This is a genomic window from Proteiniphilum sp. (genome assembly GCF_034927365.1).
Classification (GTDB): Bacteria; Bacteroidota; Bacteroidia; order Bacteroidales; family Dysgonomonadaceae; genus Proteiniphilum.
This window is the reverse complement of the sequence record NZ_JAYFQD010000003.1, coordinates 1-25,372: the sequence shown is the minus strand read 5'-3', so window position 1 is coordinate 25,372 and position 25,372 is coordinate 1. Positions and strand designations below refer to the sequence as shown.

The window sequence follows — 25,372 nt, the reverse complement described above, 5'->3', positions numbered from 1 at the left end:
AATATATGGGATATTTCCGAAACTATCTACTTTTAAACATTTTAAGCATAAAAACGTTTTAACGTCAGTAGACATTAATAATGATAAACAGACGGAACTATGGTAAGTAAAGAATTAGAAGTTGCTATCAATAAACAGATCAATGCCGAACTTTGGTCGGGTTATCTCTATCTTTCCATGTCGGTGCATTTTGCAAACAACGGTCTTCCCGGTTTTGCCAACTGGTTTAAGGTACAGTTCAAGGAAGAGCAGGACCATGCTCACAAGTTGATGCATTATCTGGTCTCTAAAGGGAACAGGGTGGAGTTACAACCCATCGACAAAGTAGACACGTCATGGAATTCCTTGCTACATGCATTCGAAGTCACTCTGGAACATGAGAGGGTTGTTACCTCCCTTATCAACAACCTGGTAGCGATGTCGCGCAGAGAAAACGATTTTGCCACTGAGAACACGTTGCAATGGTTCGTCAGTGAACAGGTAGAAGAGGAAGAAACAGCACAGGGTATGATTGACGCTTTAAAGCTGATCGGCGATAACGGTTTTGGCATTTACACGATGGACAAGGAACTATCGAAAAGGACATATACTCCGCTTGAAATGTCGTCCGATAGTGAATAATTCTTCACGATAGAGATTTATCAGGAAAATCCAAAAAAACCTGTTTTTTTATTCCGGTAAATCTTTTTTATCTATTTTTGCCCTCAAATGAAAACCAAAGCTATGGATAGTAAATATAAAAAACTGATTAAGTGCATACTTTTGGATGCTGTCGGGATGGTTTCTTTGGCCATCCCTGGCATCGGTCCGTTTATTGATGTCGTATGGGCACCTATAGCCGCCTCTATCAGTTACAAAATGTTCGGCGAGAGAAAAGGAAAGTACACCTCATTGATTACTTTCATTGAAGAACTATTACCGGTTACAGATGTAGTACCTTCATTTACAATATTCTGGTTTTTATTCGATTTCCTGGGTCTGGGCAAAGAAAAGAACAGTTTCGGAAATTCTCCCGATGCCGATTTTGCAAAAGTACAGCAGTAAATACCGGAAAAATTACCCGCTATTATTGGTAAAAAGTCCTTATTGATTGTTAGCGGCTACCGGGAAACGACGTACAAACAGGTTATCTGATTCTATTTATCTAGTTTTTCTCCTGTCGTGCGATCTAAATCCTCCTGTCTGATTTTATCACGTCCCGGAAATTTATCTGAAGTTTTTTGAGCATGTTTTTTAAGTTGCTTTTTCAACTCATTATGCACCTTATGAAATTTCCTTTCTGACACTAAATTATTCATGCAGTCTTTATCAGATAAATAGTCAAATAATTCTTCCCCGGGTCTTGGAACTATAAAACAATCTGAATGTTCCGGTTTCAGTTTATTCTCTTTCCATAATAAAATCATTGATTGATAACCGGCACCACGCAGGGCATCAAGTGGAGGAGTTGCCGGAAGATCCGGTAAATAATTCATCGAATAAATATAACGCTCACTATAAATGGCCCGTTCATAGGCCATAAAATTATGCCAGTTATGTTCTGCAAATGCATATTTTCGAAAAGAAGCCTCCGGATCAGACAAGATTTGTCTGAAACTAATACCATCCACCTCTTTTGAATAAGAAGTTCCTGCAATATCCAGAATGGTTGGCATTATATCAATAGAACTAATTAATGCATTGGATGTGCTACCTTTTTTTACGGTACCCGGATAACGAATAATCAATGGAGTGCGCATGCCTTGTTGGTTCGTTCTTGTTTTACATTGCGGAAAAGGACGACCATTATCCGTCATGACCATTATCACTGTATTATCCATTAACCCTTGCCGTTCCAGTTCGTCCAAAGCCATTCCTACATGTTTGTCAAAACGGGCAATAGAATTATAGTAATCCGCAAGATCCTGCCTCATGCCTGGTGTATCCGGAAAATAAGCAGGTATAATCACATCGTCAGGAGTATAGACTACCTCCTTAATATCATTATAGGGACGATGGGGGTCATTCGATCCTGCCCATATAAAAAAGGGCTTGTCTTTAGGACAATTGGCGATCATAGCAACCCAGTCATTCCCCATTTTATTTCTTCTGTTTCCTCCATAATCCTGCACAAGATCAAACTGTTTTTTTACATTGGGACCAAGATGCCACTTACCCACAGAAGCGGTAAAATAGCCTGCTCCACGCAATGGCGTAGCTACAACTTCAGCAGTTTCGGGTAAAGGTTTGTGCAAGATTTCTGCATCAGTAGAATGAGGATACATTGCTGTCATTATGCTACTGCGACTCGGGGATGAACTACTGGCCGTCAGGAACACTTTATCAAAACGACATCCCTGTGCAGCAATCCGGTCAATATTAGGGGTCTTTATCACAGGATGACCATAAGGAGCTATATCTTCCCAGCCGAGGTCATCCGCGATAAACACGATAAAGTTCGGCCTTTTATCATCTTGTGCATTTATTTCCACAGGTGGTAATACAGCACATCCTAAAAGAGATAAACTCATTATGTATTTCTTCATGTCGTTTCGTTTTTATACAGATTATTTTCTTCTCTATGCGTCTGGCAGAACTATATAACACAGGTATCATCAAAGGTAGCTATATCATAACATATAACTACTAATCACGCAGATACTCTCTTTTCTCCAACAATAGCACATTCTCCACATGGTGCGTATGTGGAAACATATCGACGGATTGTACACGGGTGACCTTGTACCGGATGTCGAGAAGGCTCAGGTCGCGCGCCTGGGTGGCAGGATTACAACTCACATACACAATGTGTTGTGGTACAGCCAAAAGGATCGTATCGATCACGTCATCGTGCATCCCGGCACGGGGCGGGTCTGTGATAATCACGTCAGGGCGACCGTGTTCAGCTATGAAATCGGCAGTGAGCACATCTTTCATATCACCCGCAAAGAAAATTGTATTGTCGATGCCATTCAGGCGGGAATTCTCGTGCGCATCATAAATGGCTTCCGGCACATATTCTATCCCGATTACCTTTTTGGCATTCCGTGCCACGAAATTGGCAATACTCCCGGTTCCGGTATAAAGATCATAAACCGTTTCCTCTCCGGTCAATTGTGCAAAATCACGGACTACCTTATATAGATTATACGCCTGTTTGCTATTGGTCTGGAAAAACGATTTAGGTCCTATCTTGAATTTCAAACCCTCCATCTCTTCGTAGATATGATCACGTCCACGCCAGGTAATCACCTCCTGATCGGTTATGGTATCATTGGCTTTTTGGTTGACGATATAGAGTAACGAGGTAATTTGGGGAAATTTTTCGGCAATATAACTCATCAGCTTTTCCCTTTTCTCCCGATCCTCATCATAAAAGACCACTATCACCATCCATTCTCCAATGGAACTGTTGCGGATAATAAGTGTACGCATCAGTCCCGTCTGGTCCCGAAGGTCAAAAAAGGAGTAGCCGTTTTCCAGACAAAATTCCCGAACTGCATTTCGGATCTGATTAGAGAGATCATCCTGTAACCAACACTTATCGATATCCAACACCTTGTCGAACATACCGGGAATATGAAAACCCAATGCGTTCATATTATCAAAAGCTTCACTGCTGGAGATTTGTGCTTCGGTCAGCCACTTCTTATTTGAAAAGGTAAATTCCAGTTTATTCCTGTAAAAAATTGTATCAGGCGCACCTAAAATGGAATTAACGCCCGGTAGATCAACTTTCCCTATCCGTTCCAGATTATCGATCACCTGTTGCTGCTTGTGCTTCAACTGTCCTTCATAAGGCAACATCTGCCATTTACAACCACCACATACACCAAAATGAATACAAAACGGTTCAGTTCTATCTTCTGAATACTTTTCAAAACGTATTACCCTACCCTCGGCAAAACTATTCTTCTTCCGTGTCAGTTGAATATCCACCACATCTCCGGGTACAGCAAAAGGGATAAAAACTGCTCTGCCGTCTACTTTGGCAATCGCCTTACCTTCGGCTGCCACATCTGTAATCAATATATTCTCCAGTATGGGTAGTTGTTTTTTCTTTCTTGCCATCTTGTCTACCATTTTGAAGCACAAAGATAATGAAAGCCGAATACAGAGCCAAGCTTGCTTGAACTATTCGGTTAAGAGAGAGCAGAACGAGTTTACTCGTTTTGCCGAACGCAGGAATAGTCTAACTTGTTGAACTATGTTGAGGCGCATCTTATATTATACAAAGATAAAAAAAGTAATCCGGATGAAACCGGCTAACCAGAATAATAAATAGGATAATAAAATCGAGAACTAAAAAACAGACAAAAGGGTTATACCTTATATGGTATATCGGTTTTCAGAATTAATTCAGAAATGATATCGTTATTTGGGAAGTGGTTAAATGCCTATGTGGTTAAGTGGATAAGTTCTAACTTCTAAGTTCTACATAAAAGATGAAAATACTGATCGTAGAAGATGAGCCATCTTTACAGGAGTTAATCAAGAGGACTCTGGAAAGAGAAAGGTATGTGGTAGAATGTGCCTCTACCTATCAATCGGCCTTGCGGAAGATAGAAGATTACGAATACGATTGTATCTTGTTGGATATTATGCTTCCGGATGGAAACGGGTTATCAATTCTTAAGGCGCTCAAGAAGATACAAAAGCGAGACAGTGTTATCATTATTTCTGCCAAAGACGCATTGGATGATAAAATTGCAGGTTTAGAAATGGGTGCGGATGACTATCTGGCTAAACCTTTCCATCTTGCCGAACTCATTGCCCGGATCAGGAGCGTGGTACGACGAAAACAACAAGATGGGAACATGGATATTGAGATTGGCAATGTGAAAATTTATCCTGAAGGATTCAAGGTTACAGTCGACAACAAGGATATAGAACTTAACCGCAAGGAGTACGACATACTCTTTTATTTTGCCAACCGTAGAAACCGGCTAATCAATAAACATACACTGGCAGAAGCGGTATGGGGAGATCATATCGATCAGGTCGATAATTTCGATTTTATCTATGCACAGATCAAAAACCTACGGAAGAAGTTAAAGGAATCAGGGGCAAATATAGAGATTAAAGCCGTATACGGTATCGGCTACAAACTAATCATTGAATAAGCACCCATGAAGTTGATCTACCATATCATCATCCGCCTAAGTATTGTACTTAGTATCGTCCTGGCTATATGGGCCATCCTCTTTTATATAAGGATGATCAATGAGATAAACGACGAAACTGACGACTCATTGGAAGATTACGCGGAACAAATCATTATGCGACAACTTGCAGGAGAAGAAATACCTTCGGAAAACAATAATTCGAACAACCAATACTATCTGAAAGAGATAACGTGGGAGGAGGCACAAAGCAAACCCCACATCCATTATATGGATTCAATGATTTATATCCCGCTCAAACGCGAGACAGAGCCGGCACGCATACTCACCACAGTATATATGGACGATAGCGGTAGATTCCACGAATTGGTTGTCGCCATACCCACTATTGAAAAGAAAGATCTCAAAGAGGCTATTCTTTACTGGATGATCTTTTTGTATTTCGGATTGTTACTATGCATTCTCATTGTTAATATCTGGGTGTATCATCAGAGTAACAAACCCTTGCATAAACTATTAGGGTGGCTTAACCGATACAAGATAGGGAGAGAAAATATTGCTTTGAATAACGATACAGACATCACCGAATACAAAAAATTGAATGAGGCCGTTGTTCAAAGCATGCAACGTAGCGAAAAAGTCTTCGAGGAACAAAAACAATTTATAGGGAACGCCTCCCATGAGATTCAAACGCCATTGGCAGTATGCCGTAATCGTCTGGAAAATCTGATGGAGGACGACTCCCTCACCGAATCACAACTGGAAGAGTTATCGAAGACACTTCAAACGCTCGAACAGATTACCCGCCTCAACAAAACGTTACTGCTACTCTCCAGGATAGAAAACAACCAATTTTCAGGGACAACCGAAATTGAGTTCAATTCCATGATCAAAAAGAATTTACAGGACTACAAAGAAGTGTACACCCACCTGAATATCAACGTAGAGATTAAGGAGTCCGGTATATTCAAAATAATGATGAATGAAACATTGGCCGAGATATTGATCAACAACATTATTAAAAATGCTTTCGTGCACAACGTCACAGATGGAAAAATAATAATAGAAACCTCTGCGTCGAAGCTTATTTTCAAAAATAGCGGACAAGAGTTTGCACTCGATTCCCAACTTATCTTCAAAAGATTCTACCAGGGAAATAAAAAACCGGAATCTTCCGGCCTTGGATTGGCTCTGATTAAATCTATTTGCGATCAGGAAAAACTGCATATTGACTATTTTTTCGAAAATAATTTTCATTGTTTCAATATCTATCCCTGAAATTTCAAATTCCTTTCAGAATCGAGTGATAATTTTGTCATATACAAACAGAAAAAAAAATCACAGATGAGAAAATTAATTCTTTTATGCATGTTCCTGGCAACTGCCCATATAACAACCTACGCAGGGAACGACAAATCCATCAGTTTTAATCAACTGCCAGCTAATTCTCAACAAATGATCAAAAAATATTTTCCTGACCAGTCGGTTGCACTGGTTAAGATGGAACGTGAGTTTTCGGGGAAAAGTTATGAGGTCATTTTTACTAACGGTAACAAAGCAGAATTCGACAACAAAGGTGTCTGGAAAGAGATCAACTGTAAATACACGGAACTTCCTCAGGAAGTGATCCCTCAAAAAATCAGCAGTTATGTAAAGACAAATTATCCTGATTCAAAAATAATAAAAATAGAAAAAAAGAGTCGAAACAGGTATGAAATTGAGTTGGCTAATGGCTTAGAACTGGAATTCGATGCCAATTTTAATGTAACAAATATTGATGATTAAAAAGAACCAAGACTCTAGGATTTAAGATTTTAGGCGTAGGATTAGGAGGAGATTGAGTAAGATTGAATTTATATTGATTGAAGATTGAAGACTCGGTTCCCTTTCCACTTCTTAACTTCTTTATTTCCATTTTTTTTGACTTCTAGAAAAAATAAACTTCAAAAATAAAAACAATGAAACAAAAAATGAACCTAATAATGTTAGCTCTGGCGGTAATAACACTGCCATTTCTGAGCTGTGAAGATGATCTTGTATCCGATGCAGTAAGTAAGGATATCAAATCGTTTATCGAGAACAAATATCCGGGTGCCCAGGTCGTAAAGATTGAACGGGAAGACAACAAAACTATCGAGGCAGATATTATTCACGATAATATAAGCAAGGACGTTGTTTTCGACCTGAAGAACAACTGGCTGAGAACATCTTGGGATGTAGCGGTTGCCGGATTGCCCGAGGCTGTCAAAAACATCGTGAACGATCCCGCCTACACAGGATATCATATTGATGATGCCGATTATGTAGAAACTCCAACCGGTAACTACTACTTATTGGAACTTGAAAAAGGCAACTCCGAAAGAAAAGTAAATGTAGACGAGACCGGAAAAGTATTGAATTAACAGCATAACCCCGGTCTTACATAACGTGCCATCTTTTCACACCCTCCAAAGGGTTGCGGAAAGATGGCACCTCTTTTTTCCTACCCTATCTACCCTATCGAGCAATTAGGTTGTGTGACTACCTTAAAAAAGTCATTCCCTTTGTCATCCACCAGGATAAATGCGGGGAAATCTTCCACTTCAATCTTCCAAATCGCTTCCATTCCCAACTCGGGATACTCCACGCATTCGAGACGTTTGATGCTGTCCTGTGCCAGGATGGCTGCCGGGCCACCAATACTACCTAAATAGAAGCCACCATACTTTTTACAGGCATCGGTAACCTGCTGACTGCGGTTCCCTTTTGCCAGCATGATCATGCTGCCGCCGTGCGACTGGAACAGATCCACGTAAGAGTCCATACGTCCTGCCGTAGTGGGTCCCATCGATCCGGAAGCATATCCTTCAGGAGTCTTGGCCGGACCTGCATAGTAAATGGGATGATCCTTGATATACTGTGGGAGTCCCTCACCACGATCGATGCGTTCTTTCAACTTGGCATGAGCTATGTCCCTACCGACGATGATCGTACCGTTCAACGAAAGACGGGTAGAGACCGGATATCTGGAGAGTTCCGCGAGGATTTCACTCATCGGTCGGTTAAGGTCGATTTTCACACCTCCCGCTTCACCTCCTTCACGGTATTCCTCAGGGATAAGACGAGCGGGATTATCCTCCATTTTCTCGATCCAGATACCTTCACGGTTGATTTTTGCCTTGATGTTGCGGTCGGCTGAACAGGATACACCCATCCCCACGGGACAGGAGGCACCATGACGTGGCAGGCGGATAACCCGCACATCATGGGCGAAATATTTCCCTCCGAATTGTGCTCCCAAGCCCAGCTCTACGGAAGCTTTCTTCAGTCTCTCCTCCAGTTCAATGTCCCGGAAAGCCTGTCCCAGTTCATTTCCTTCCGTGGGCAGATTGTCATAATATTTGGCGGAAGCCAGTTTCACCGTCTTCAGGTTGGTTTCAGCAGAGGTACCACCAATCACGAATGCCAGGTGATAAGGAGGGCAAGCAGCGGTACCCAGTGACTTCATTTTTTCAATCAGATAGGCCTCCAGTTTGCCCGGTGTTAGCAGCGCTTTGGTCTCCTGATAGAGATAGGTCTTGTTGGCAGATCCTCCTCCTTTGGCGATGCAGAGGAACTTATACTCTTCCCCGTCCGTTGCATAAAGATCGATTTGCGCAGGCAAGTTGGTACCCGTGTTCACCTCATCATACATGTTCAACGGCGCATTTTGGGAATAGCGCAGGTTCTCGTTCACGAAGGTATTATAGACGCCTTTGGAAAGGGCCTCTTCATCGTTCCCTTCTGTCCATACCTGTTGTCCTTTTTTCCCGACAATAATCGCCGTTCCCGTATCCTGGCAGAAAGGAAGAATCCCTTTCGCGGATATCTCGGCATTGCGCAGGAAAGTGAGTGCCACGAACTTATCGTTATCACTCGCCTCGGGGTCGTTGAGGATGCTTGCCACCTGTTCCTGATGGTCGGGGCGCAGCAGGAATTCCACATCACGGAAGGCTGTTTCCGCCAATAGGGTTAATCCCTCTTTCGAGACTTTTAGTATTTCTTTCCCTTCAAAGGATGCCACGGATACATGCTCTTTGGTGAGCAGGTAATAGGTTGTCTGGTCTTTTGACATCGGAAATGGCTCCTGATAAATAAATGGTTTTGTTGCCATAAATATGATTATGTTAAAATTCGTCGGAGGTTGTTTTCTATTAACGGGCAAAATTACAAAGAAAAAACGGCATCGAAAAACGATGCCGTATAAAATAGATGCTGTATAAAATATCTGTTATTAATCCAGCGATTTGATCATATCTTCGGGTCGCACCCATTTATCAAAATCTTCCACAGTTACATAACCCAGACGAACTGCCTCTTCTTTGAGGGTCGTGCCGTTCCTGTGGGCTGCATTGGCAATCTCTGCTGCCTTGTAATAACCGATCCTGGTATTCAAAGCGGTCACTAGCATCAACGAGTTGTTGAGCAGTTCCTTGATACGGGGTCTGTTCGGCTCGATGCCCGATACACAATGGATATCGAACGACACAGCAGCATCCCCTAAAAGTTGTGCACTCTGCAAGAAGTTGGCAGCCATCACCGGTTTGAAGACGTTCAGTTCGAAATGTCCTTGCATACCTCCTACAGCGATTGCCATATCGTTGCCGATCACCTGGGCGCATACCATGGTGAGCGCTTCACACTGGGTAGGATTCACTTTTCCGGGCATAATGGAAGAGCCGGGTTCATTAGCAGGGATAATGATCTCTCCGATACCGCTTCTCGGCCCCGATGCCAGCAGACGGATATCATTGGCGATCTTATTGAGCGACACAGCCACCTGTTTCAATGCTCCATGCGCTTCTACCACTGCATCATGAGAAGCCAACGCTTCAAATTTATTGGGGGCAGTCACAAAAGGAAGACCGGTAAATTCGGCAATATAGCGGGCAACCGTCACATCATAATTCTTAGGAGTATTCAATCCGGTTCCCACCGCAGTACCGCCCAACGCCAGTTCTGCCAGATGCGGCAATGTATGCTCGATAGCCTTGATTCCATATTCCACTTGTGCAGCATAGCCGCTGAATTCCTGTCCCAGTGTAAGAGGAGTAGCATCCATCAAATGGGTACGACCGATCTTCACCACATCTTCCATCTCCTTCGATTTGGTAGCCAACGATTTGTACAACTGACGCAGACCAGGGAGGGTAACTTCTACCACTTTTTTGTAACAAGCGATATGCATTCCGGTGGGAAAAGTATCGTTGGAGGACTGAGATTTGTTTACATCATCATTAGGTTGCAGTGTCTTTTCTCCCTCGCCAATTGTCTTTCCTGCCAGTTGATGAGCACGGTTGGCAATCACTTCGTTCACATTCATATTGCTCTGCGTTCCCGATCCTGTCTGCCAGATAACCAGCGGGAACTGGTCGTCGAGTTTGCCTTCGAGAATCTCATCACATACCCGCGCAATATAATCACGTTTTTCCCGTGACAATACACCCAGTTCGTGGTTGGCATATGCCGCACCTTTTTTCAGGTAGGCAAAGCCGTAAATAATCTCTTTCGGCATGGAAGCAGGAGTTCCAATCTTGAAGTTGTTGCGTGACCGTTCGGTCTGCGCACCCCACAGCTTGTCGGTAGGTACCTGTACCTCACCCAACGTATCCTTTTCAATTCTGTAATTCATAAATGTTACTATACTATACGGTTTGACTTAACAGATGAAAGTGACAAGTTAGCAGTAGTGCAATTTTCTGCAATTTGCGATGCTATACTGTCAAATAACCCAATTGCGAAGGTAAGACTTTTTAGAAGAAATGAAAAAGGGAAATGGTATAAAATTGACTTACAAATACCATTCATTGCTGAAATCATTCTGATATAATTAGAAATACAATAAATAGATTACCGTTAAAGACAAACTCAAAATACTGAAATCATATGGCAGAAAAATACAATGCTTCCAACATTGCAATAGAGCAAAATTACAAGAAACCGAAAAAAACAAAAGGGAGTACTCAATAAGTCTCCCTTACAATAAATTTAAAATAGAATTTTTTTAAAAGAAGAGGGAAAACCCTATGGTACCACTATAGGAAGCAGAGGGCAGAATAGAATATATTGTACTACCTTCAGAGGTCAATAAACTTGCAGACAATCCGACAGAGAATCCGTCAGCAACAAAGTATCCGACAGAAGGAGTAAAAGCAACTGTTGTAGATGATGAACTCGCTCCTTCAACTTTTGACGAGGAAACTTGAAGTAGTGAATTACCCGAAACTATCCAATTACCTTTATTTATTTGACCAAATGATAAAGATGAAAAGGAAATTACTGCGAATAATAAAATAATTCTTGATTTCATAATTTATTAAATGAATGATGAGTGAATATAAATCAACTCTTGTTGTGTATCAAAATTTTCTCATATGCCCTTTAGTATAAAAAACAAAAGTAACCTTCAGTTAGACAATAACAAAGTAATTGTATGTTTTTAAATTCCTCGAAACCTAAACCTACTACTACTTTCTGCTATATTTCCATAAAAATATACTCATTTTAAGGGATAGTTTTACAATGATAAAATTTGTTTCTTTGCGCTCCTTAAAAGCGCAAATGAAACATATTTGTCTGACATATATACTGATAACTGTTTTTGTCTCTATCAATCCCCTCTTTGCGGATGACAGTAACAAGAAATATATAAAAGTGTCTGGAAATATCACCGACGCCAGCACAAAGGAACCTCTATCTTTTGCCTCTTTATATATCCACGAATTATACAGCGGTGCTGCAAGTGATATAAACGGGCGTTATTCCCTCCTGTGCGAACCGGGAGAATCGTACCGGTTGACCGTCACCTCTCTGGGCTACCAGACCGTTGACACGGTATTATCCCTACAAGAGGACACAAAAATCAATTTCTCATTAAAGCCTCGTAGTTTTGCATTGGAAGAGGTAGTTGTCTCCGCCAAAGAAAACACCAATGAGAACACCTCATCCGTCATCGGAAAAGAGGCACTCCAGCATATCCAACCCTCCAGTCTTGCCGATGTGTTACAACTCTTACCTGGAGGATTGACGAAAGAAGTGACGATGACCACTCCCAAATATATGCAACTAAGGCAAGCAGGGAGTGATGTAAACACCTCATTGGGAACGGCTTTCGTGATTGACGGGGTAACGCTGAACAACGATGCGGCTCAGAATGTATATGCCCCGACCTCCGATCCCACCATCGCATATGGGGGAACTCCAAAACCCACCGTTGCCTATGGGGCTGACCTGCGCTCCATTTCTACCGACCGTATCGAGTCGATAGAGATCGTACGGGGAATCCCCTCTGTGGAATACGGCAATCTCACTTCCGGGCTGGTAAAAATAGCGTTGAAAAGGGGAAAAACACCGTTGGAAGGGCGGGTAAAGACCGATCTGAACAACAAACTTTTTGCTATTGGAAAAGGGTTTCTATTGCCGGGCGATGCCGGCACGCTGAATATCGACCTGGACTATACGAACTACAAGGATGATCCCCGCAAGGAGCTATCATCCTATACACGCTTCACCACTTCGGGGAGGTACCAGAACAGGTTCTCCCTTTCGGAAGATGTGCACTTCAAATTAGAGGCCGACATGCATTATACCGGCAGCTTCGACAAGAAAAAGAGCGATCCGGATGCGATGAAGGGAAAAGACGATTACGACTATAACGACTACAACAACTTCAGCTTGTCCTCCGCCGGCACGCTCACTATGCCGCAAAAAATTTTAAAGGAGTTGTATTACAACGTTTCAGCCTCTTACGCCAGAACATTGATGGATCGCAAACATCTGATCACCCCCGGCGTGATGCCCCTTCCCTCCGCCATCAACGAAGGTGAATATGAAGCACAGTACCTACCGGCGCAATATTCGTCGCTCCTCAAAGTCGACGGCCAACCATTCAACCTGACTACAATTATCAGAGGTAAAACAAGTGCCACTACCGGCACGATTCATCATCTTTTTACCGCTGGGGCGGAATGGCGATACAACAAAAATTTCGGGAAAGGCGAAATATACGATCTCAACAGGCCGCCCTACCCCGCGACCAAGAGTACCCGTCCAAGACCTTATGTGGATATTCCTGCTATACATAATGTGGGATTATATATCGAGGACCGGTTAAAGTACAACATCGGGAAATCATCGCTGACGGTAACGGCCGGCCTGCGTGCTACTCCTTTTATGCTGCCGCAAGAATACGCTGTTTCCGGAAAGTGGTATATCGAACCACGGTTCAATGCAAAGTTGGATTTACCCGATTTTCAAGCCTACGGAGAAAAAGTCCGTATCGCACTGACGGCAGGTGTGGGCCGTCATTACCGCTTCCCCACCCAGGCACAGCTATATCCTGCGCCGCTCTATTTCGACTATTTACAATTGAACTACTATGCCTTAAATCCCGATTTGCGCCTTTTGAATGTGAGGACATGGATCGAAGATCCTACCAATTACCATCTGCAACCTGCCCTGAACAGTAAATATGAGACTGGTATACAGATAAAAACAGGGAAGATATCGCTCGACGTCACTGTCTTCAACGAGCGGCTCAACAACGGTTTTTCCGGTGAAAGCACTTTTGTGTCGCATACCTACCGAAAGTACGATCCTACTTCAGTGGATCCATCGACGATTACCCAGAAACCCGATCTCAGGGACTTCACCTTTACCAACGACACCATCTCTTCACTTTATTCCATGGCGCAGAACAATTCGTATGTCAACAAGCGGGGCGTTGAATACACTCTTCACTTGGGGAAGATTGATGCCCTCTACACCTCGGTAAGACTCAACGGGGCCTGGTTCCTGACGGAATATAAATTGAATGCTTTGCGGTACTTCAAGCCGTCAGCCGTGATCAACGGCCGCACCTATCCTTACGTGGGAATATATAATTACCACGACACCGAGAACCGTACACGGTCGCAGTTCAATACCAACCTCGACTTCGATACCCATATCCCCAAGCTGCGGATGATATTCACCTCATCGTTTCAGGCGGTATGGTTTACAAAAACCCAGGAGCCCTGGAACAACGGCTTGCCGGTAGGATACCTGGACGATGCAGGACGGTATTACACTTTCGAAGCTGAGCAAGCAAACAACCCGATAATGAAACATCTGACCGACTCCTACATGAGCCACTATTTTGATCCAACGATCGTCCCGTTGGCACTCAACGTCTATCTGAAGATGAGTAAGGAGATCGGCGATTTTATGCAGATCGGATTTTACGTGAACCGGATTTTTAATTATCTGCCATCGTATAAAGACAAATATGGAAGAACGGTATCCTCCCAAACTCGCGGGAGTAGTAACGGATATCCCTTTTTTGGCGCGGAAATCAGTATAAAAATTTAAATAATATATATCAATCAAATAATATTCAAAATGAAGAAAAAAGTATTACAATCAGCATTTTACATTTCTCTCATCACATTGATGAGTAGTGTATGGAGCAGTTGCGAAAAAGATGATCCGATTCCGCAAGTCGTAGACCTGACTGCAAAAGTTGAATTGAGCGGAGCTCCCACAGGATCAAAGTTCGATGAGCTGGCTATCAAGGTAAAAAACAATAATACCGCTGTTACCAGAGAGTTTACAGCCAATGCTAACGGTGAAACGACAATGACGACCCTCGAAGAAGGGGTTTACAATTTCGAGGCTACTGGTAAAATCAGTTATAGCTACACCGACTATGAAGGAAAAGAACAAACCAAAACCGAATCGGTTGCAGGCTTGCTAGAGAACGTTTCTATCTCCTCTTCCATGGCTAACAAGATGGTTGTCATAAAGGCATTTATCAGTACCAGCAACTCGGGATGGGTGATCAAGGAGATATATGCAGCCGGCACAAAGACCTCGGTGGGCAATAAAAACTACAACAAAGTGCAGTTCGTGGAGATATACAACAATTCCGGAGAAAAGATGTATGCCGACGGTCTGGCCATTGGGGAAACACAGGTTACCAGTGTCACTGATCCCAACTATTATGCTCCCGACATGGTTAATCATACCTTTGTACATACACTATACTCCGTACCGGGAAATGGAACACAATATCCTGTCGATCCGGGAAAGAGCATTCTGATTGCCCCCTATCCGATTAATCATCCTACAGAATTCGATCCGGTGGACAATAACCTGTTGGATCTCTCCATCGCCGACTTTCAGTGGTACGACGAACATAGCCTTGCCCTCCAGGTACCCGAAGTACCCGACCTGATCAAGCATTTTTCCTATTCTCCCACCATTTGGGTCTTGCCGGTGCTGACAAACCGGGGTTTTGTGCTGTTCAAGACCGATAATATTGCCGACTATGTGGAGAAAAATATGGATAAAAGGAAGAATAACGCGGGAAATGAAATGTCTTCCGTGAAACTTGACAATACCAAGGTATTGGATGCCGTAGATTTGGGTCATCCTGACAAGATAAAGGTAAAAACAATTACACCGTCACTCGACTTGGGATTCACCTACTGTTCAGAAACCTATAGCGGTAAGAGTGTCCGTCGAAAGGTAAGCCATGTGGAAGCTGATGGCAGGACCGTTTACCAGGATACCAACAACTCCACGGTCGATTTTACCCCGGATGCAGATCCGCAACCCAAACAATTCAAAGCCAACTAAGGATTACTGTCCTACAATAACAAGCGTCTCATGAATAGAAGAGTGTACTGTATATACCTGCTGTTGTTGTCCGCCCTATCGGTTCAAGCGGGCGACAGCACCCATGTGCGGTACACGCTTCCCTATATCGGCTTTTTCGAGACTACTTACAGCCATCCTTCGGCTGCCCTATGGCGTCCGGTAAGAGACCGGGTGACAGTAGAAGCGGCATGGCAACAGCATAATGCCCCCAATTACCATCTTATCAGGGAGGGTAGAAGCGGCAATAGTTTCAAGTTATCTGCCGAAGGTATCCAGCGGGATGTACGATCAGCTTTCTGGGGTTCTGCTTCGTACCGGAACCATACACGGAACGGCACCAAATGGACAAATGTAACAGACCTGCACAGGATCGGCCCCTATCAGGTAACCGATTCCATCGGCGGCAATGTGCTGGGTGAAGAGTACCTCCTGTCAGGGGGATTCAGCTTGACGGCCGGTAAATATACCTGGAGTGCGGAAGCTGGTTACAGGGCTGGGAATGATTACCGCAAGCGCGACCCGCGTCCCCAAACGACCATTTCAGCACCCTATCTCAGGATAGGCGCAGCTATGCCGACCGGAGATTACCGTTTGGGTGCCACTTTATCCGCCGGGCTCTATCAGCAGCGGTTAAGTGTAACTACCGTCGAGTCTCACCGTAGCGACACCTACTTCGCAATGAAAGGATTCGGGATGTATGATCGCCAGCAGTCGGATTACGGATCAACTTTCAGTTGGCTCTACGAGGGCAACAACTACGGATTGTCGCTATTTATGCTACCAAAAACAGGAAGCGGATGGCTCGGATCGGTAGCGTGGCTGTCCGAAAACACGGAATCCTACTCGAAAGCAAACATGTATCCGTTCCTCTTTCGCATTAATTCCGTCAATTTCCAGGCAGGACCCTCCCAAAAGAGTAGGTACGGCACCAGGGCAATCAAGATCGAAGGATACTTGCAGCAAGGCAAAGGCAAGGAACGCATCTATGAGAATGTTCCCATAGAAGGTAATTCGGACGGGATCTTGTATGAATACCGCCTTCTGAGTGAATCGGGACGATATGTACGTGATAAGGTAAGCACAAAAGCAAGTTTTCTCCAGGAGTGGTACCGCACAAAAAACGATCTGTGGGTAGAAGCCGGGACTGGATTTATCTCCTATGCTGAACGTTATATCTCGCCCGATTATCAAATCACCCATATCCATCTCGATATTTCCGCAAGGACAGGAATAGAATTTATCAGCGACAAGTCTTCATTGATCACGGAGTTGAAGGTAGGCTATCGGCCGCTACTTAACTCTCAAAAAAATGTGTCCGACAACGACGATCTATTCAATGCCTCGATGGCTCCCGATCTGGAGGTCATGCTGTCCAGCCCTTTATCGGCCGAGTGTATGGTACGATACGAATATCTCAAGGATAAAGTAAAATGGTTTGTCTCGGGCAACCTCTCTTTTTGGGGAATAAAGGATAGAAATGCAATCGCAGTCCAACTGACTGCCGGAATTAAATTATAAATAAAGAGGAGGACGTTTTTGCAACTAAAGCGGAGACCTTTTGATATTTTGAACGAGATAAAATATAATATAACCAATGGAGAAGATTATTCAATGTGAGAATATCACCCATTATTACGGTAAGAAGCTGATTTACGAGCATCTATCCTTCGACGTCTCGAAAGGGAAGATCCTAGGGCTGTTGGGAAAAAACGGTACGGGCAAGACCACCATCATCAATATACTGACGGGCTACCTGAAACCACGGGAAGGAGTCTGCCGCATCTTCGGCGAGGATATGGCACACCTGTCACCTGCAACTAAAAGCCGCATCGGCCTACTCCTCGAAGGACATATACAGCATTCCTACTTCAACGTGCAGCAGATCGAGAAATATTACAGCCGCTTTTTCCCGAGCTGGAAACGGGAAGCCTATTACGAGCTGCTGAAAAAGTTACAGGTCACCCCTACACAGAAAATCAGTACCATGTCCTGCGGCCAACGCTCCCAAGTGGCATTGGGATTGCTTTTCGCCCAAGACCCCGACCTGCTGATCCTCGACGACTTCTCAATGGGTCTCGATCCCGGTTACCGGCGCCTGTTCGTGGAATACCTTCGGGAATATATCTCAGCAGAAAACAAAACGGTATTCCTCACCTCCCATATCATCCAGGACATGGAACTGCTGATAGACGATTGCATTATCCTCGATTATGGTAAGATACTGCTTCATGAGCCCACCTCCTATATCATGGATCAATTCAGGCGTTTCAACTTCCAGTCCGACAAGGAACCAATGACGGACAACCCGTTGTGGCATACAGAGAAGATAGGAGACCATTGGGAAACCTACTCCTTCGCACCGACGGACGAGGTAGTCCGAACACTTAAGAGAAACGGAGCCGACATCCACAATCTCACCGAAACAAAGTTATCACTCGAGGATGCTTTTATCGGCCTAACAGGTAAATATTAAGGATATGTACAGATCACTTTTTTTCAAGGAATGGATCAAAACCCGCCGATTAGTATGGTTGCTGGCTATCGTCTTCGCGGGCGTGACGGGATATATCTTTTTGAATATCTCGAAACTGATACAGGCAGGTGTGATCCCTCTCTGGGGATCGATTATAGAGAATAACCTCATGCTGGTATCGCTGATCAAGTTCTTCCCGGGAGCGGCAGGATTGCTCTTTGCCATCGTGCAGTTCGCCCCGGAAATGCAGTCCAAAAGACTGAAGCTGACACTCCATCTGCCCCTCAACGAGTCGAAGAACCTGTGTGCAATGCTGGGATACGGCGTGGTTGTCCTTTCGCTACTGTTCATGATCACCTGTCTCATCCTTCTGGGAGGGATATCGGCATCGTTCAGCAGTGAAATCGTGATGGCCAACTTCCTGAAAATGCTACCCTGGCTCCTCGCCGGATATGCCACCTACTTGCTGGGCGCATGGATCTCTTTCGAGCCGGTATGGATGCAACGTGTGCTGAATGCCTTGCCGGCAGTCGCCCTTGTCTCCTTCTTTTATATGGAGGGTCCTTCCGGTGCTTATACCCCCTTCCTGCCCTTTTTAATCGTGATGGTGGTGGCAGTCTTTGCCTTTTCTTTCGTCTCGGTAACCCGCTTCAAGAACGGGGTCCAATAATAACAGCTGAAGTATGATGAACAAATCGTTTTACAGAATAATCATTATCCTCATTGTCACCCTGGTCGCCATGTGGGCGATGCCTGCTATCGTCAAGAAAGCCACCAGTGCACCGCAGAAGTACCCGTTTGTCTATTACAGTTCGATCATCGAAGAGTTCTGCTATAGGGAGGTCGAAGGGAAAAAGACAACCCTCAGGGATGCTTCGGGTAGACAATACACCGAGGCCCAATTCGACTCCATCCTACCGATGATGTATTACCGCCAGTTATCGACTGACGGCAGGATGCCCGACTCCATCAGAGGCCAGGCAGTGACAATGCCGCTGATCCGGCAAAAGAGTTTCACGTTCCGTTATAATAGCAACGAGACAAGCGCCCCCAACTTCGGCTTGTATGTGATGTACGAATCCCTACCGAAACGGTTGAACCTGGAAACGCCCGACGATGTGTTCAGGATGAAGGAGAAGATCGAGTTTATCGATGTGACCACCAACAAGGTGAACCACGAGAAAAGCGATCTCTTTACCCAAGAGTTGGAAAAGAGAGGTTACTCCTTTCCGGCACAATGGTCACAAGGAATTCTGACGATACGCAAACCCTATGATGAAGGTTACTTTACGTTGGATGCGGAAGGAAAACTATTTCATATGAAGATGGTGAACGGTCGCCCGTTTATCCGTGATACTCATGCCGGTGACAGCATCGATATCGCCTACTTCACCATGCAGGCCGTACCCGACAAACGCTTTTACGGCTTCCTCTTCGATACCGAAGGAAGCATGTATATCCTCGAAGCCCCGGGTTACCACCTCTTGAAACTCGATATTCCGCCCGTCGATGTCAGGAACGACGATGTGATGATCATGGCCAATATGTTCTTCTGGACGGTGAACGTTATCAAGCCTGGTGGCCGGTATACTTATGCCCTGCAGAACGACAACCTGACAAGAGTGGATGAAGCCTTTATCGCTGCCAACAGGGATAACTGGGACAAAGCCTCCCAATGGCTGTTCCCCGCTTATATTACGCTAAAGGAAAGTAACACGAAGTATATCGGGCCACAGATTCATTTTGCTACCTGGAATGCGTTTATCCTCAACGCCATCCTTGCACTTCTGTGTTTCTTCCTGATAAAAAGGAAGAAGGAGAAACTCCCGGGCAGCTTATGGATATTGCTGACAGGAATAGCGGGATTGATCGCCTTGTCAATTGTCTCGCAGAAAGAGTAATGAATGATTTATATGTACCGTATGCAACCAAATCGTAAACCTTTGGATGCAATCATACAAATCAGGAAACTCCGGAGAGTAGATAATAATCAATAAAAAGCAGTAAATTTGCAAACTAATTTATAATCAGTTTAAATAATGAAAAAGTTATCTTTTATTTTAGTCGCCTTCGCGTTGCTCGCAATCTCATGTAACAATGCAGGACAAACGCAAAAAAACCAGGATGATAAACAGTCCACCCAAGCCGTAGTTGTTGCTTTTGATGCCGATTCGATCTACGATATTGCAGAAACGTATATCGACAAAGAGATTACCATCAAGGGATATGTCACCCACACTTGTAAGCATTCCGGCAAACGATGCTTCCTGACCGGGGAGGGACACAAACAATCCATCCGGGTGGAAGCCAAAGGCGAAATCGGTGGATTTAACAGGGAACTGGAAGGTACTCAGTTGCAGGTGAACGGTATATTACGTGAACGCCGACTCACCCAGGTCGAGATAGCCGATATGGAAAAGAGTACCAATGAAAAACTGGCCAAAGAAGACGGTTCGGCAGAGACCTGTGCAGCCGAATTGGCCAATATCAGCGAAATGAAAGAATGGATGAAAGCCCAGGGTAAAGATTATTACTCCATCTATTATATCGATGGGTTGAACTATGAAGAAGTTCACAATTAGTCCCCAGGTAAGGAAATGGATACGGATCCTCCACCGCGATATCGGTTTCGTGATGGTGGGATTATCACTCGTTTACGGAATTTCGGGTATCTTGCTTAATCACATGAACGGCAAGGATCCCTCTTACAAGGTAAAGGATATAAGCCTCGCTTTTGACAAGGGATTGACACCGGAAGAGTTCACACAGGCATGGCAATCGGAAAGTGACAGGCCCAAGCTGAATAATGTAGGTGAGGTCCGGGGAAAATACCGCCTGATGCTACAAGGCACCATCGGAGAGTATGATCCGCAGACAGGTATCGCCCATTATCAGGTAAGTAAGAAAAAACCGATCGCCTATTGGGTAAACCGTTTACATTATAACCGGATCAAAGGATGGTCACCCATGGCCGATATATTTGCCGGCTCGCTCATCTTCCTGGCAATATCAGGCCTGTTAATGGTCAAAGGGAAACATGGCATCGCACAAAGGGGGAAATGGTACCTGTTGATCGGTCTGCTGATCCCTATCCTTTACCTGATATTGGGTTGAGAAAAAGGAATTAATCATAAGATAAAAAATCATTCATGCGCCTTTCAGAACTACAGACGGGACAAAAAGCATACATCGTAAAAGTAAACGGTAGCGGAGCTTTCAGGAAACGCATCCTCGAAATGGGGTTTGTGCGCGGGGAGGAAGTCAAATCGATACTGAACGCCCCTTTGAAGGATCCCATCAAATATGAGATCATGGAGTACGAGGTATCGCTGCGCCGGAGTGAGGCGGTGATGATTGAAATATCGATGATCGCGGCGGATGCCCGGAATGGTGCTCCATACAGGGAAGAAGCGGTTTATGAGGAAGATGTTCAGCAACAACAGGGAACAAGTCTCATCAACGACGACGAGCATATCATCCTTCATCATAAGAACGAAGGCATCCATACCGATAAAAAAATAAAGGTGGCTCTTCTCGGTAATCCCAACTCGGGAAAGACCACCATCTTCAACCTGGCATCCGGCGCCCATGAACATGTGGGCAATTACAGCGGTGTGACGATCGATTCTAAAGAGGGTATCTTGCGTCATGACGGATATGAGTTCACCCTGGTAGACCTTCCCGGCACCTACTCGATGTCGGCATATTCTCCGGAGGAACTGTTCGTAAGAAAACATATTCTGGAGGAAAAACCTGATGTAATTGTGAACGTCGTATCGGCATCAGCGGCAGAACGCAATCTCTATCTTACCACTGAATTGATTGATCTGCAAGTGCCGATGGTGATTGCCCTGAACATGTATGACGAGTTGGAAGAGAGCGGCCGGACCTTCGACTATGAGACATTCGGGTCATTGATCAATATTCCTATTGTCCCCACCGTAGGCAAGAGAGGCGAAGGGATTCCCCAATTGCTCGAGAAAGTGATAGAAGTCTACAAGAAAGATCAGTACGACTTTGTGCAGATTCCCTATGGACGGGTGCTGGAGAAATCGATCGCCATCATGGAACGAGAGTTCAAAAGTGTGGATCCGAGCCAGTATGCAGGATGGAATATGCCATTGCGTTATATCTGTGTCAAATTGCTTGAGGGGGACAAGGATATTGAGAGGCGTGTCCACACACTGCCGCAACATACACAGATCTTCTCCCGTCGGGATAAAGAGCGGGTTTATATTGAGAAACTACTTCGTGAAGACCCTGAATCAGCCATTACAAATGCCCGATACGGTTTTATCGCTGGCGGATTGAAGGAAACGCTGACTGAAAAAACACTCTTTTCCGAAAAAACAAAATTGCTGGACGCCATCGTAACCCATAAGTATATAGGGTTTCCCCTCTTCTTCCTCTTCCTTTGGGTGATGTTCGAAGCCACTTTCCGCTTGGGAGGCTATCCGATGGAGTGGATCGAGTGGTTGGTAGAACAACTGGGCAATCTTGTGAGGAACAGCATGGCTGAAGGACCACTGAAAGCGCTGATCGTAGACGGTATTATCGGCGGAGTGGGAGGTGTTATCGTCTTTCTTCCCAATATCGTGATATTATATCTCTTTATCTCCTTCATGGAGGACTCGGGGTATATGGCACGGGCGGCCTTTATCATGGATAAGCTGATGCACCGGATCGGCCTGCATGGGAAGTCGTTTATCCCGCTTATCATGGGATTTGGCTGCAATGTACCGGCCATTATGGCGACCCGTACTATCGAAAGCCGAAGCAGCCGCATGATCACCATGTTCATCGTCCCATTTATGTCGTGCAGTGCCCGGCTACCGGTTTATATCCTTTTCGTGAGTGCTTTCATACCCAAATATGGAAGCCTGGTGATGCTGGGGTTATACGCATTTGGTATTTTAATCGCTGCCGTCACGGCCAAGATATTACGCAAGACAGCCTTTAAAGAAGAAGAGACCCCATTCGTCATGGAACTCCCACCCTACCGGATGCCGACCAACAAGTCTATCATTACCCATATGTGGGACCGGTCGAGCCAATATCTCCGGAAAATGGGAGGTCCCATCCTGATTGCCTCTATCATCATCTGGTTCTTAGGATATTTTCCTTATAATGCAGAAAGAGATGCCGCCTTCGATAACGAAATTGCATTGATCGATGCACAACTCGACCGGAACGAAATAGGTGAAGAAGAGAGAGAGGAGAAAGTAACAGAGATAGAGCATATCCGCAATACGACCCATCAGGAGAGCTCCTACATAGGGAATATCGGGAAGTTTATAGAACCGGTAATGCGCCCACTCGGGTTCGACTGGAAAATATCGGTCAGCCTGCTCTCGGGGATGGCAGCCAAGGAGATCGTGATCAGCACCATGGGTGTACTTTATACCGGCGACAGTGAAGATCAGCAATCATTGCAGCAGCGGTTAAAAGCAGAATCCTATCCCGATGGATCACCCATCTTCACCCCTCTCGTGGTGGCGGGATTTCTGCTGTTCATCCTGATCTATTTCCCCTGCGTGGCCACGGTGGTTGCCATCAAGGAGGAGTCCCATTCATGGAAATGGGCGCTGTTCAGCGTATTCTACTCGACCGGGCTCGCCTGGTTAGTAGCATTTCTGGTGTTCCAGATAGGTAGCCTCTTTATGTAAGAAGTGGGTATCTAAACTTTTCACGGCGCAAAGTTGTTTTTATGGTATGAATCTACAACTATTTATAGTCATTATCATTGGTGTCATCGTGGGGGTTATCCTCGCACGGTCAATATATCGTTTCTTTTTCACAGGAAGAGACCACTCCATTTGTGGCGGCTGCACGGGATGTGACATATCAAAGGAACAAATCAACCATCTCAACCAATAACAGACCAGATTCCTCAACCCAAGGTTATGATTTCGGGGAATTTATTCCTATTCAATTGCTTATTCAATCAGGGCTATTGTACAATCGAGTAGATCAATTCATCCAGAAACTCTCCGTTTTTATAGATTGCTTTTTCCAATTTTGCTTCCAATGTGAAGCCAGTTTTTTCCAAAGCTTTCTGAGACCTTTTGTTTGTCGAAAAAGGACGGGCAGAAATGTTCCAATCGCGTAATGTATATTCCATAATTTTCTTTCTTCAAAACGGTTGAGGATTAGGATAGGCATCACTTCGCTTTGCGACATCGTGAATTTACGATTCCTCGTCCTTGTTTTTGCTTCCTGTAGCGAATAATCCTTAATCAGAGCGTTAAATTATTCGAAAAAATCGTCCACTATGAAATAAAATTCTGTAACTTTATGGCTGGAAATCATAGCGTAATTATTAGTGACGTTTTTATTTTCAACGATTTAAAAATACTAATTTTTCCGCCATTTTCCTAATATTTATCTGATTTTCTTACGCCGAACTCACGTTAATTACGATGAAAAAGTTAACAAAAAGACCCTTGAAGAATTGGTGAAAACGATAAGTGTAATCCCTAAAAGTGAAAGAAATAACTATTGGGGAATGCATAACAACGACTGTTTTTGGAGATGCGTTGCATATTGGAAAGGATACTATCCTTCTGAAGAAGCGGCAGAAGCCCTAGCAGATGAATGGTTTTCTTCTCAAGCTAAAGTAGTAACCAATAATGTACGACTCTCAACATAGGGTAAGTTTTATAGTGACTGATGAAAACAAAAAGAAGAAAATACGTGGTTTAAATTACTACGGAACAAAGTAATAAAGATGTTATTATGAAAACAAAGAAAACGCTCTGGAAATTATTACATGTTATATGCATATTGTTGTTGATATTTATTCTTGACAATCCTATGTCTGCAAAAGATCATCTCCAAAGTATTCCGGCAGATACTTCAGATATTTCAGCCGGTAAGTGGCATCCTAAAATGTTCTATATCGAATTACCAGGCTTGAGTATGAGTTTTATGCTTCCTGACGAACCGGGGCGTTCCGGTGTGCATAATCTCTTTTTTACATCCAAAGAATCCGGTGAAATTTTTTTGTTGGATACTATCAAAGAGAATAAACGCTATTTTACCCCGTTTTCGCCGGGAAGTTGTTATGATGTCACACTGCTGTATAATAACAGCACATACGTCAGATGTAATGAGATTATCCTTGAAAATGGTATTGAGGTTG

Annotated in this window: 22 protein-coding genes; 16 read left to right on the top strand and 6 right to left on the bottom strand. The window is 44.1% G+C overall.

Annotation, left to right across the window (positions count from 1 at the left end):
• Window positions 1-99: 99 nt before the first annotated feature.
• Window positions 100-621: a ferritin gene (locus tag VB073_RS01315; RefSeq protein WP_323402337.1), complete on the top strand. Its 522-nt coding sequence runs from the start codon at window positions 100-102 to the stop codon at window positions 619-621.
• A gap of 102 nt (window positions 622-723) precedes the next feature.
• Window positions 724-1,044, top strand: coding sequence for a hypothetical protein (locus tag VB073_RS01310; protein ID WP_323402336.1), 321 nt, complete (start codon window positions 724-726; stop codon window positions 1,042-1,044).
• Window positions 1,045-1,136: 92 nt separating this feature from the next.
• Here VB073_RS01310 and VB073_RS01305 read toward each other — a convergent pair whose 3' ends face one another.
• Both VB073_RS01305 and rlmD read right to left on the bottom strand, forming a co-directional pair.
• Window positions 1,137-2,525: a sulfatase gene (locus tag VB073_RS01305; protein ID WP_323402335.1), complete on the bottom strand. Its 1,389-nt coding sequence runs from the start codon at window positions 2,523-2,525 to the stop codon at window positions 1,137-1,139.
• A 100-nt stretch (window positions 2,526-2,625) separates the two neighbouring features.
• Window positions 2,626-4,050, bottom strand: coding sequence for a 23S rRNA (uracil(1939)-C(5))-methyltransferase RlmD (gene rlmD / locus VB073_RS01300; RefSeq protein ID WP_323402334.1), 1,425 nt, complete (start codon window positions 4,048-4,050; stop codon window positions 2,626-2,628).
• A gap of 374 nt (window positions 4,051-4,424) precedes the next feature.
• Here rlmD and VB073_RS01295 point away from each other — a divergent pair, with 374 nt between their 5' ends.
• The 4 genes from VB073_RS01295 (at window position 4,425) to VB073_RS01280 (ending at window position 7,504) form a co-directional block, all read left to right on the top strand.
• Window positions 4,425-5,102, top strand: a complete 678-nt coding sequence (locus VB073_RS01295) for a response regulator transcription factor (RefSeq protein WP_323402333.1) — start codon at window positions 4,425-4,427, stop codon at window positions 5,100-5,102.
• A 6-nt stretch (window positions 5,103-5,108) separates the two neighbouring features.
• Complete coding sequence (locus tag VB073_RS01290; protein ID WP_323402332.1) at window positions 5,109-6,380, top strand: HAMP domain-containing sensor histidine kinase; 1,272 nt, start codon at window positions 5,109-5,111, stop codon at window positions 6,378-6,380.
• A 66-nt stretch (window positions 6,381-6,446) separates the two neighbouring features.
• Window positions 6,447-6,887, top strand: coding sequence for a PepSY-like domain-containing protein (locus VB073_RS01285; RefSeq protein WP_323402331.1), 441 nt, complete (start codon window positions 6,447-6,449; stop codon window positions 6,885-6,887).
• A gap of 185 nt (window positions 6,888-7,072) precedes the next feature.
• Window positions 7,073-7,504 (top strand): PepSY-like domain-containing protein, encoded by a 432-nt coding sequence (locus tag VB073_RS01280; protein WP_323402330.1) that lies wholly within the window; start codon window positions 7,073-7,075, stop codon window positions 7,502-7,504.
• A gap of 89 nt (window positions 7,505-7,593) precedes the next feature.
• Here VB073_RS01280 and VB073_RS01275 read toward each other — a convergent pair whose 3' ends face one another.
• The 3 genes from VB073_RS01275 to VB073_RS01265 form a co-directional block, all read right to left on the bottom strand.
• Window positions 7,594-9,234 (bottom strand): fumarate hydratase, encoded by a 1,641-nt coding sequence (locus VB073_RS01275; protein WP_323402329.1) that lies wholly within the window; start codon window positions 9,232-9,234, stop codon window positions 7,594-7,596.
• 120 nt (window positions 9,235-9,354) lie between these two features.
• Window positions 9,355-10,752: a class II fumarate hydratase gene (gene fumC, locus VB073_RS01270; protein WP_323402328.1), complete on the bottom strand. Its 1,398-nt coding sequence runs from the start codon at window positions 10,750-10,752 to the stop codon at window positions 9,355-9,357.
• A gap of 372 nt (window positions 10,753-11,124) precedes the next feature.
• Window positions 11,125-11,430 (bottom strand): hypothetical protein, encoded by a 306-nt coding sequence (locus VB073_RS01265; RefSeq protein ID WP_323402327.1) that lies wholly within the window; start codon window positions 11,428-11,430, stop codon window positions 11,125-11,127.
• A gap of 251 nt (window positions 11,431-11,681) precedes the next feature.
• Between VB073_RS01265 and VB073_RS01260 the strand changes: the two genes are divergently transcribed.
• From VB073_RS01260 to feoB, 9 genes are all read left to right on the top strand, one after another.
• Window positions 11,682-14,468, top strand: coding sequence for a TonB-dependent receptor (locus tag VB073_RS01260; RefSeq protein WP_323402326.1), 2,787 nt, complete (start codon window positions 11,682-11,684; stop codon window positions 14,466-14,468).
• A 30-nt stretch (window positions 14,469-14,498) separates the two neighbouring features.
• The gene (locus VB073_RS01255; RefSeq protein ID WP_323402325.1) at window positions 14,499-15,737 is read left to right on the top strand and encodes a DUF4876 domain-containing protein; all 1,239 of its coding nucleotides are present in this window, start codon (window positions 14,499-14,501) and stop codon (window positions 15,735-15,737) included.
• 30 nt (window positions 15,738-15,767) lie between these two features.
• Window positions 15,768-17,276, top strand: a complete 1,509-nt coding sequence (locus VB073_RS01250) for a DUF6850 family outer membrane beta-barrel protein (RefSeq protein WP_323402324.1) — start codon at window positions 15,768-15,770, stop codon at window positions 17,274-17,276.
• A 76-nt stretch (window positions 17,277-17,352) separates the two neighbouring features.
• Window positions 17,353-18,231 (top strand): ABC transporter ATP-binding protein, encoded by an 879-nt coding sequence (locus tag VB073_RS01245; protein WP_323402323.1) that lies wholly within the window; start codon window positions 17,353-17,355, stop codon window positions 18,229-18,231.
• Between the two features lie 4 nt (window positions 18,232-18,235).
• Window positions 18,236-18,901 (top strand): hypothetical protein, encoded by a 666-nt coding sequence (locus tag VB073_RS01240; protein WP_323402322.1) that lies wholly within the window; start codon window positions 18,236-18,238, stop codon window positions 18,899-18,901.
• 13 nt (window positions 18,902-18,914) lie between these two features.
• Window positions 18,915-20,132 carry a DUF4857 domain-containing protein gene (locus VB073_RS01235; RefSeq protein WP_323402321.1) on the top strand — a complete coding sequence of 406 codons (1,218 nt, stop codon included), beginning with the start codon at window positions 18,915-18,917 and terminating at the stop codon, window positions 20,130-20,132.
• Between the two features lie 138 nt (window positions 20,133-20,270).
• Window positions 20,271-20,813 carry a hypothetical protein gene (locus VB073_RS01230; RefSeq protein WP_323402320.1) on the top strand — a complete coding sequence of 181 codons (543 nt, stop codon included), beginning with the start codon at window positions 20,271-20,273 and terminating at the stop codon, window positions 20,811-20,813.
• Window positions 20,794-21,345, top strand: a complete 552-nt coding sequence (locus VB073_RS01225) for a peptidase (RefSeq protein ID WP_323402319.1) — start codon at window positions 20,794-20,796, stop codon at window positions 21,343-21,345. The genes VB073_RS01230 and VB073_RS01225 overlap by 20 nt, the downstream gene beginning before the upstream one ends.
• A 35-nt stretch (window positions 21,346-21,380) precedes the next feature.
• A complete protein-coding gene (gene feoB / locus VB073_RS01220; protein ID WP_323402318.1) occupies window positions 21,381-23,897 on the top strand; it encodes a ferrous iron transport protein B in 2,517 nt (838 codons plus the stop codon).
• A gap of 284 nt (window positions 23,898-24,181) precedes the next feature.
• On the opposite strand, the gene VB073_RS01215 is transcribed toward feoB, so the two are convergent.
• Window positions 24,182-24,352, bottom strand: a complete 171-nt coding sequence (locus tag VB073_RS01215) for a GNAT family protein (protein WP_323402317.1) — start codon at window positions 24,350-24,352, stop codon at window positions 24,182-24,184.
• 614 nt (window positions 24,353-24,966) lie between these two features.
• On the opposite strand from VB073_RS01215, the gene VB073_RS01210 reads away from it, so the two are divergent.
• Window positions 24,967-25,372 (top strand): hypothetical protein (locus tag VB073_RS01210; protein WP_323402316.1); only part of this gene is annotated, 406 nt, incomplete at its 3' end.

Coding starts and splice junctions, on each gene's coding strand:
- VB073_RS01275 (WP_323402329.1), bottom strand. CDS start 9,234: ATGGCAACAAAACCATTTATTTATCAGGAGCCATTTCCGATGTCAAAA.
- VB073_RS01295 (WP_323402333.1), top strand. CDS start 4,425: ATGAAAATACTGATCGTAGAAGATGAGCCATCTTTACAGGAGTTAATC.
- VB073_RS01285 (WP_323402331.1), top strand. CDS start 6,447: ATGAGAAAATTAATTCTTTTATGCATGTTCCTGGCAACTGCCCATATA.
- VB073_RS01260 (WP_323402326.1), top strand. CDS start 11,682: ATGAAACATATTTGTCTGACATATATACTGATAACTGTTTTTGTCTCT.
- VB073_RS01225 (WP_323402319.1), top strand. CDS start 20,794: ATGAAGAAGTTCACAATTAGTCCCCAGGTAAGGAAATGGATACGGATC.
- VB073_RS01265 (WP_323402327.1), bottom strand. CDS start 11,430: ATGAAATCAAGAATTATTTTATTATTCGCAGTAATTTCCTTTTCATCT.
- rlmD (WP_323402334.1), bottom strand. CDS start 4,050: ATGGCAAGAAAGAAAAAACAACTACCCATACTGGAGAATATATTGATT.
- fumC (WP_323402328.1), bottom strand. CDS start 10,752: ATGAATTACAGAATTGAAAAGGATACGTTGGGTGAGGTACAGGTACCT.
- VB073_RS01245 (WP_323402323.1), top strand. CDS start 17,353: ATGGAGAAGATTATTCAATGTGAGAATATCACCCATTATTACGGTAAG.
- feoB (WP_323402318.1), top strand. CDS start 21,381: ATGCGCCTTTCAGAACTACAGACGGGACAAAAAGCATACATCGTAAAA.
- VB073_RS01215 (WP_323402317.1), bottom strand. CDS start 24,352: ATGGAATATACATTACGCGATTGGAACATTTCTGCCCGTCCTTTTTCG.
- VB073_RS01240 (WP_323402322.1), top strand. CDS start 18,236: ATGTACAGATCACTTTTTTTCAAGGAATGGATCAAAACCCGCCGATTA.
- VB073_RS01230 (WP_323402320.1), top strand. CDS start 20,271: ATGAAAAAGTTATCTTTTATTTTAGTCGCCTTCGCGTTGCTCGCAATC.
- VB073_RS01315 (WP_323402337.1), top strand. CDS start 100: ATGGTAAGTAAAGAATTAGAAGTTGCTATCAATAAACAGATCAATGCC.
- VB073_RS01255 (WP_323402325.1), top strand. CDS start 14,499: ATGAAGAAAAAAGTATTACAATCAGCATTTTACATTTCTCTCATCACA.
- VB073_RS01280 (WP_323402330.1), top strand. CDS start 7,073: ATGAACCTAATAATGTTAGCTCTGGCGGTAATAACACTGCCATTTCTG.
- VB073_RS01310 (WP_323402336.1), top strand. CDS start 724: ATGGATAGTAAATATAAAAAACTGATTAAGTGCATACTTTTGGATGCT.
- VB073_RS01305 (WP_323402335.1), bottom strand. CDS start 2,525: ATGAAGAAATACATAATGAGTTTATCTCTTTTAGGATGTGCTGTATTA.
- VB073_RS01290 (WP_323402332.1), top strand. CDS start 5,109: ATGAAGTTGATCTACCATATCATCATCCGCCTAAGTATTGTACTTAGT.
- VB073_RS01250 (WP_323402324.1), top strand. CDS start 15,768: ATGAATAGAAGAGTGTACTGTATATACCTGCTGTTGTTGTCCGCCCTA.
- VB073_RS01235 (WP_323402321.1), top strand. CDS start 18,915: ATGATGAACAAATCGTTTTACAGAATAATCATTATCCTCATTGTCACC.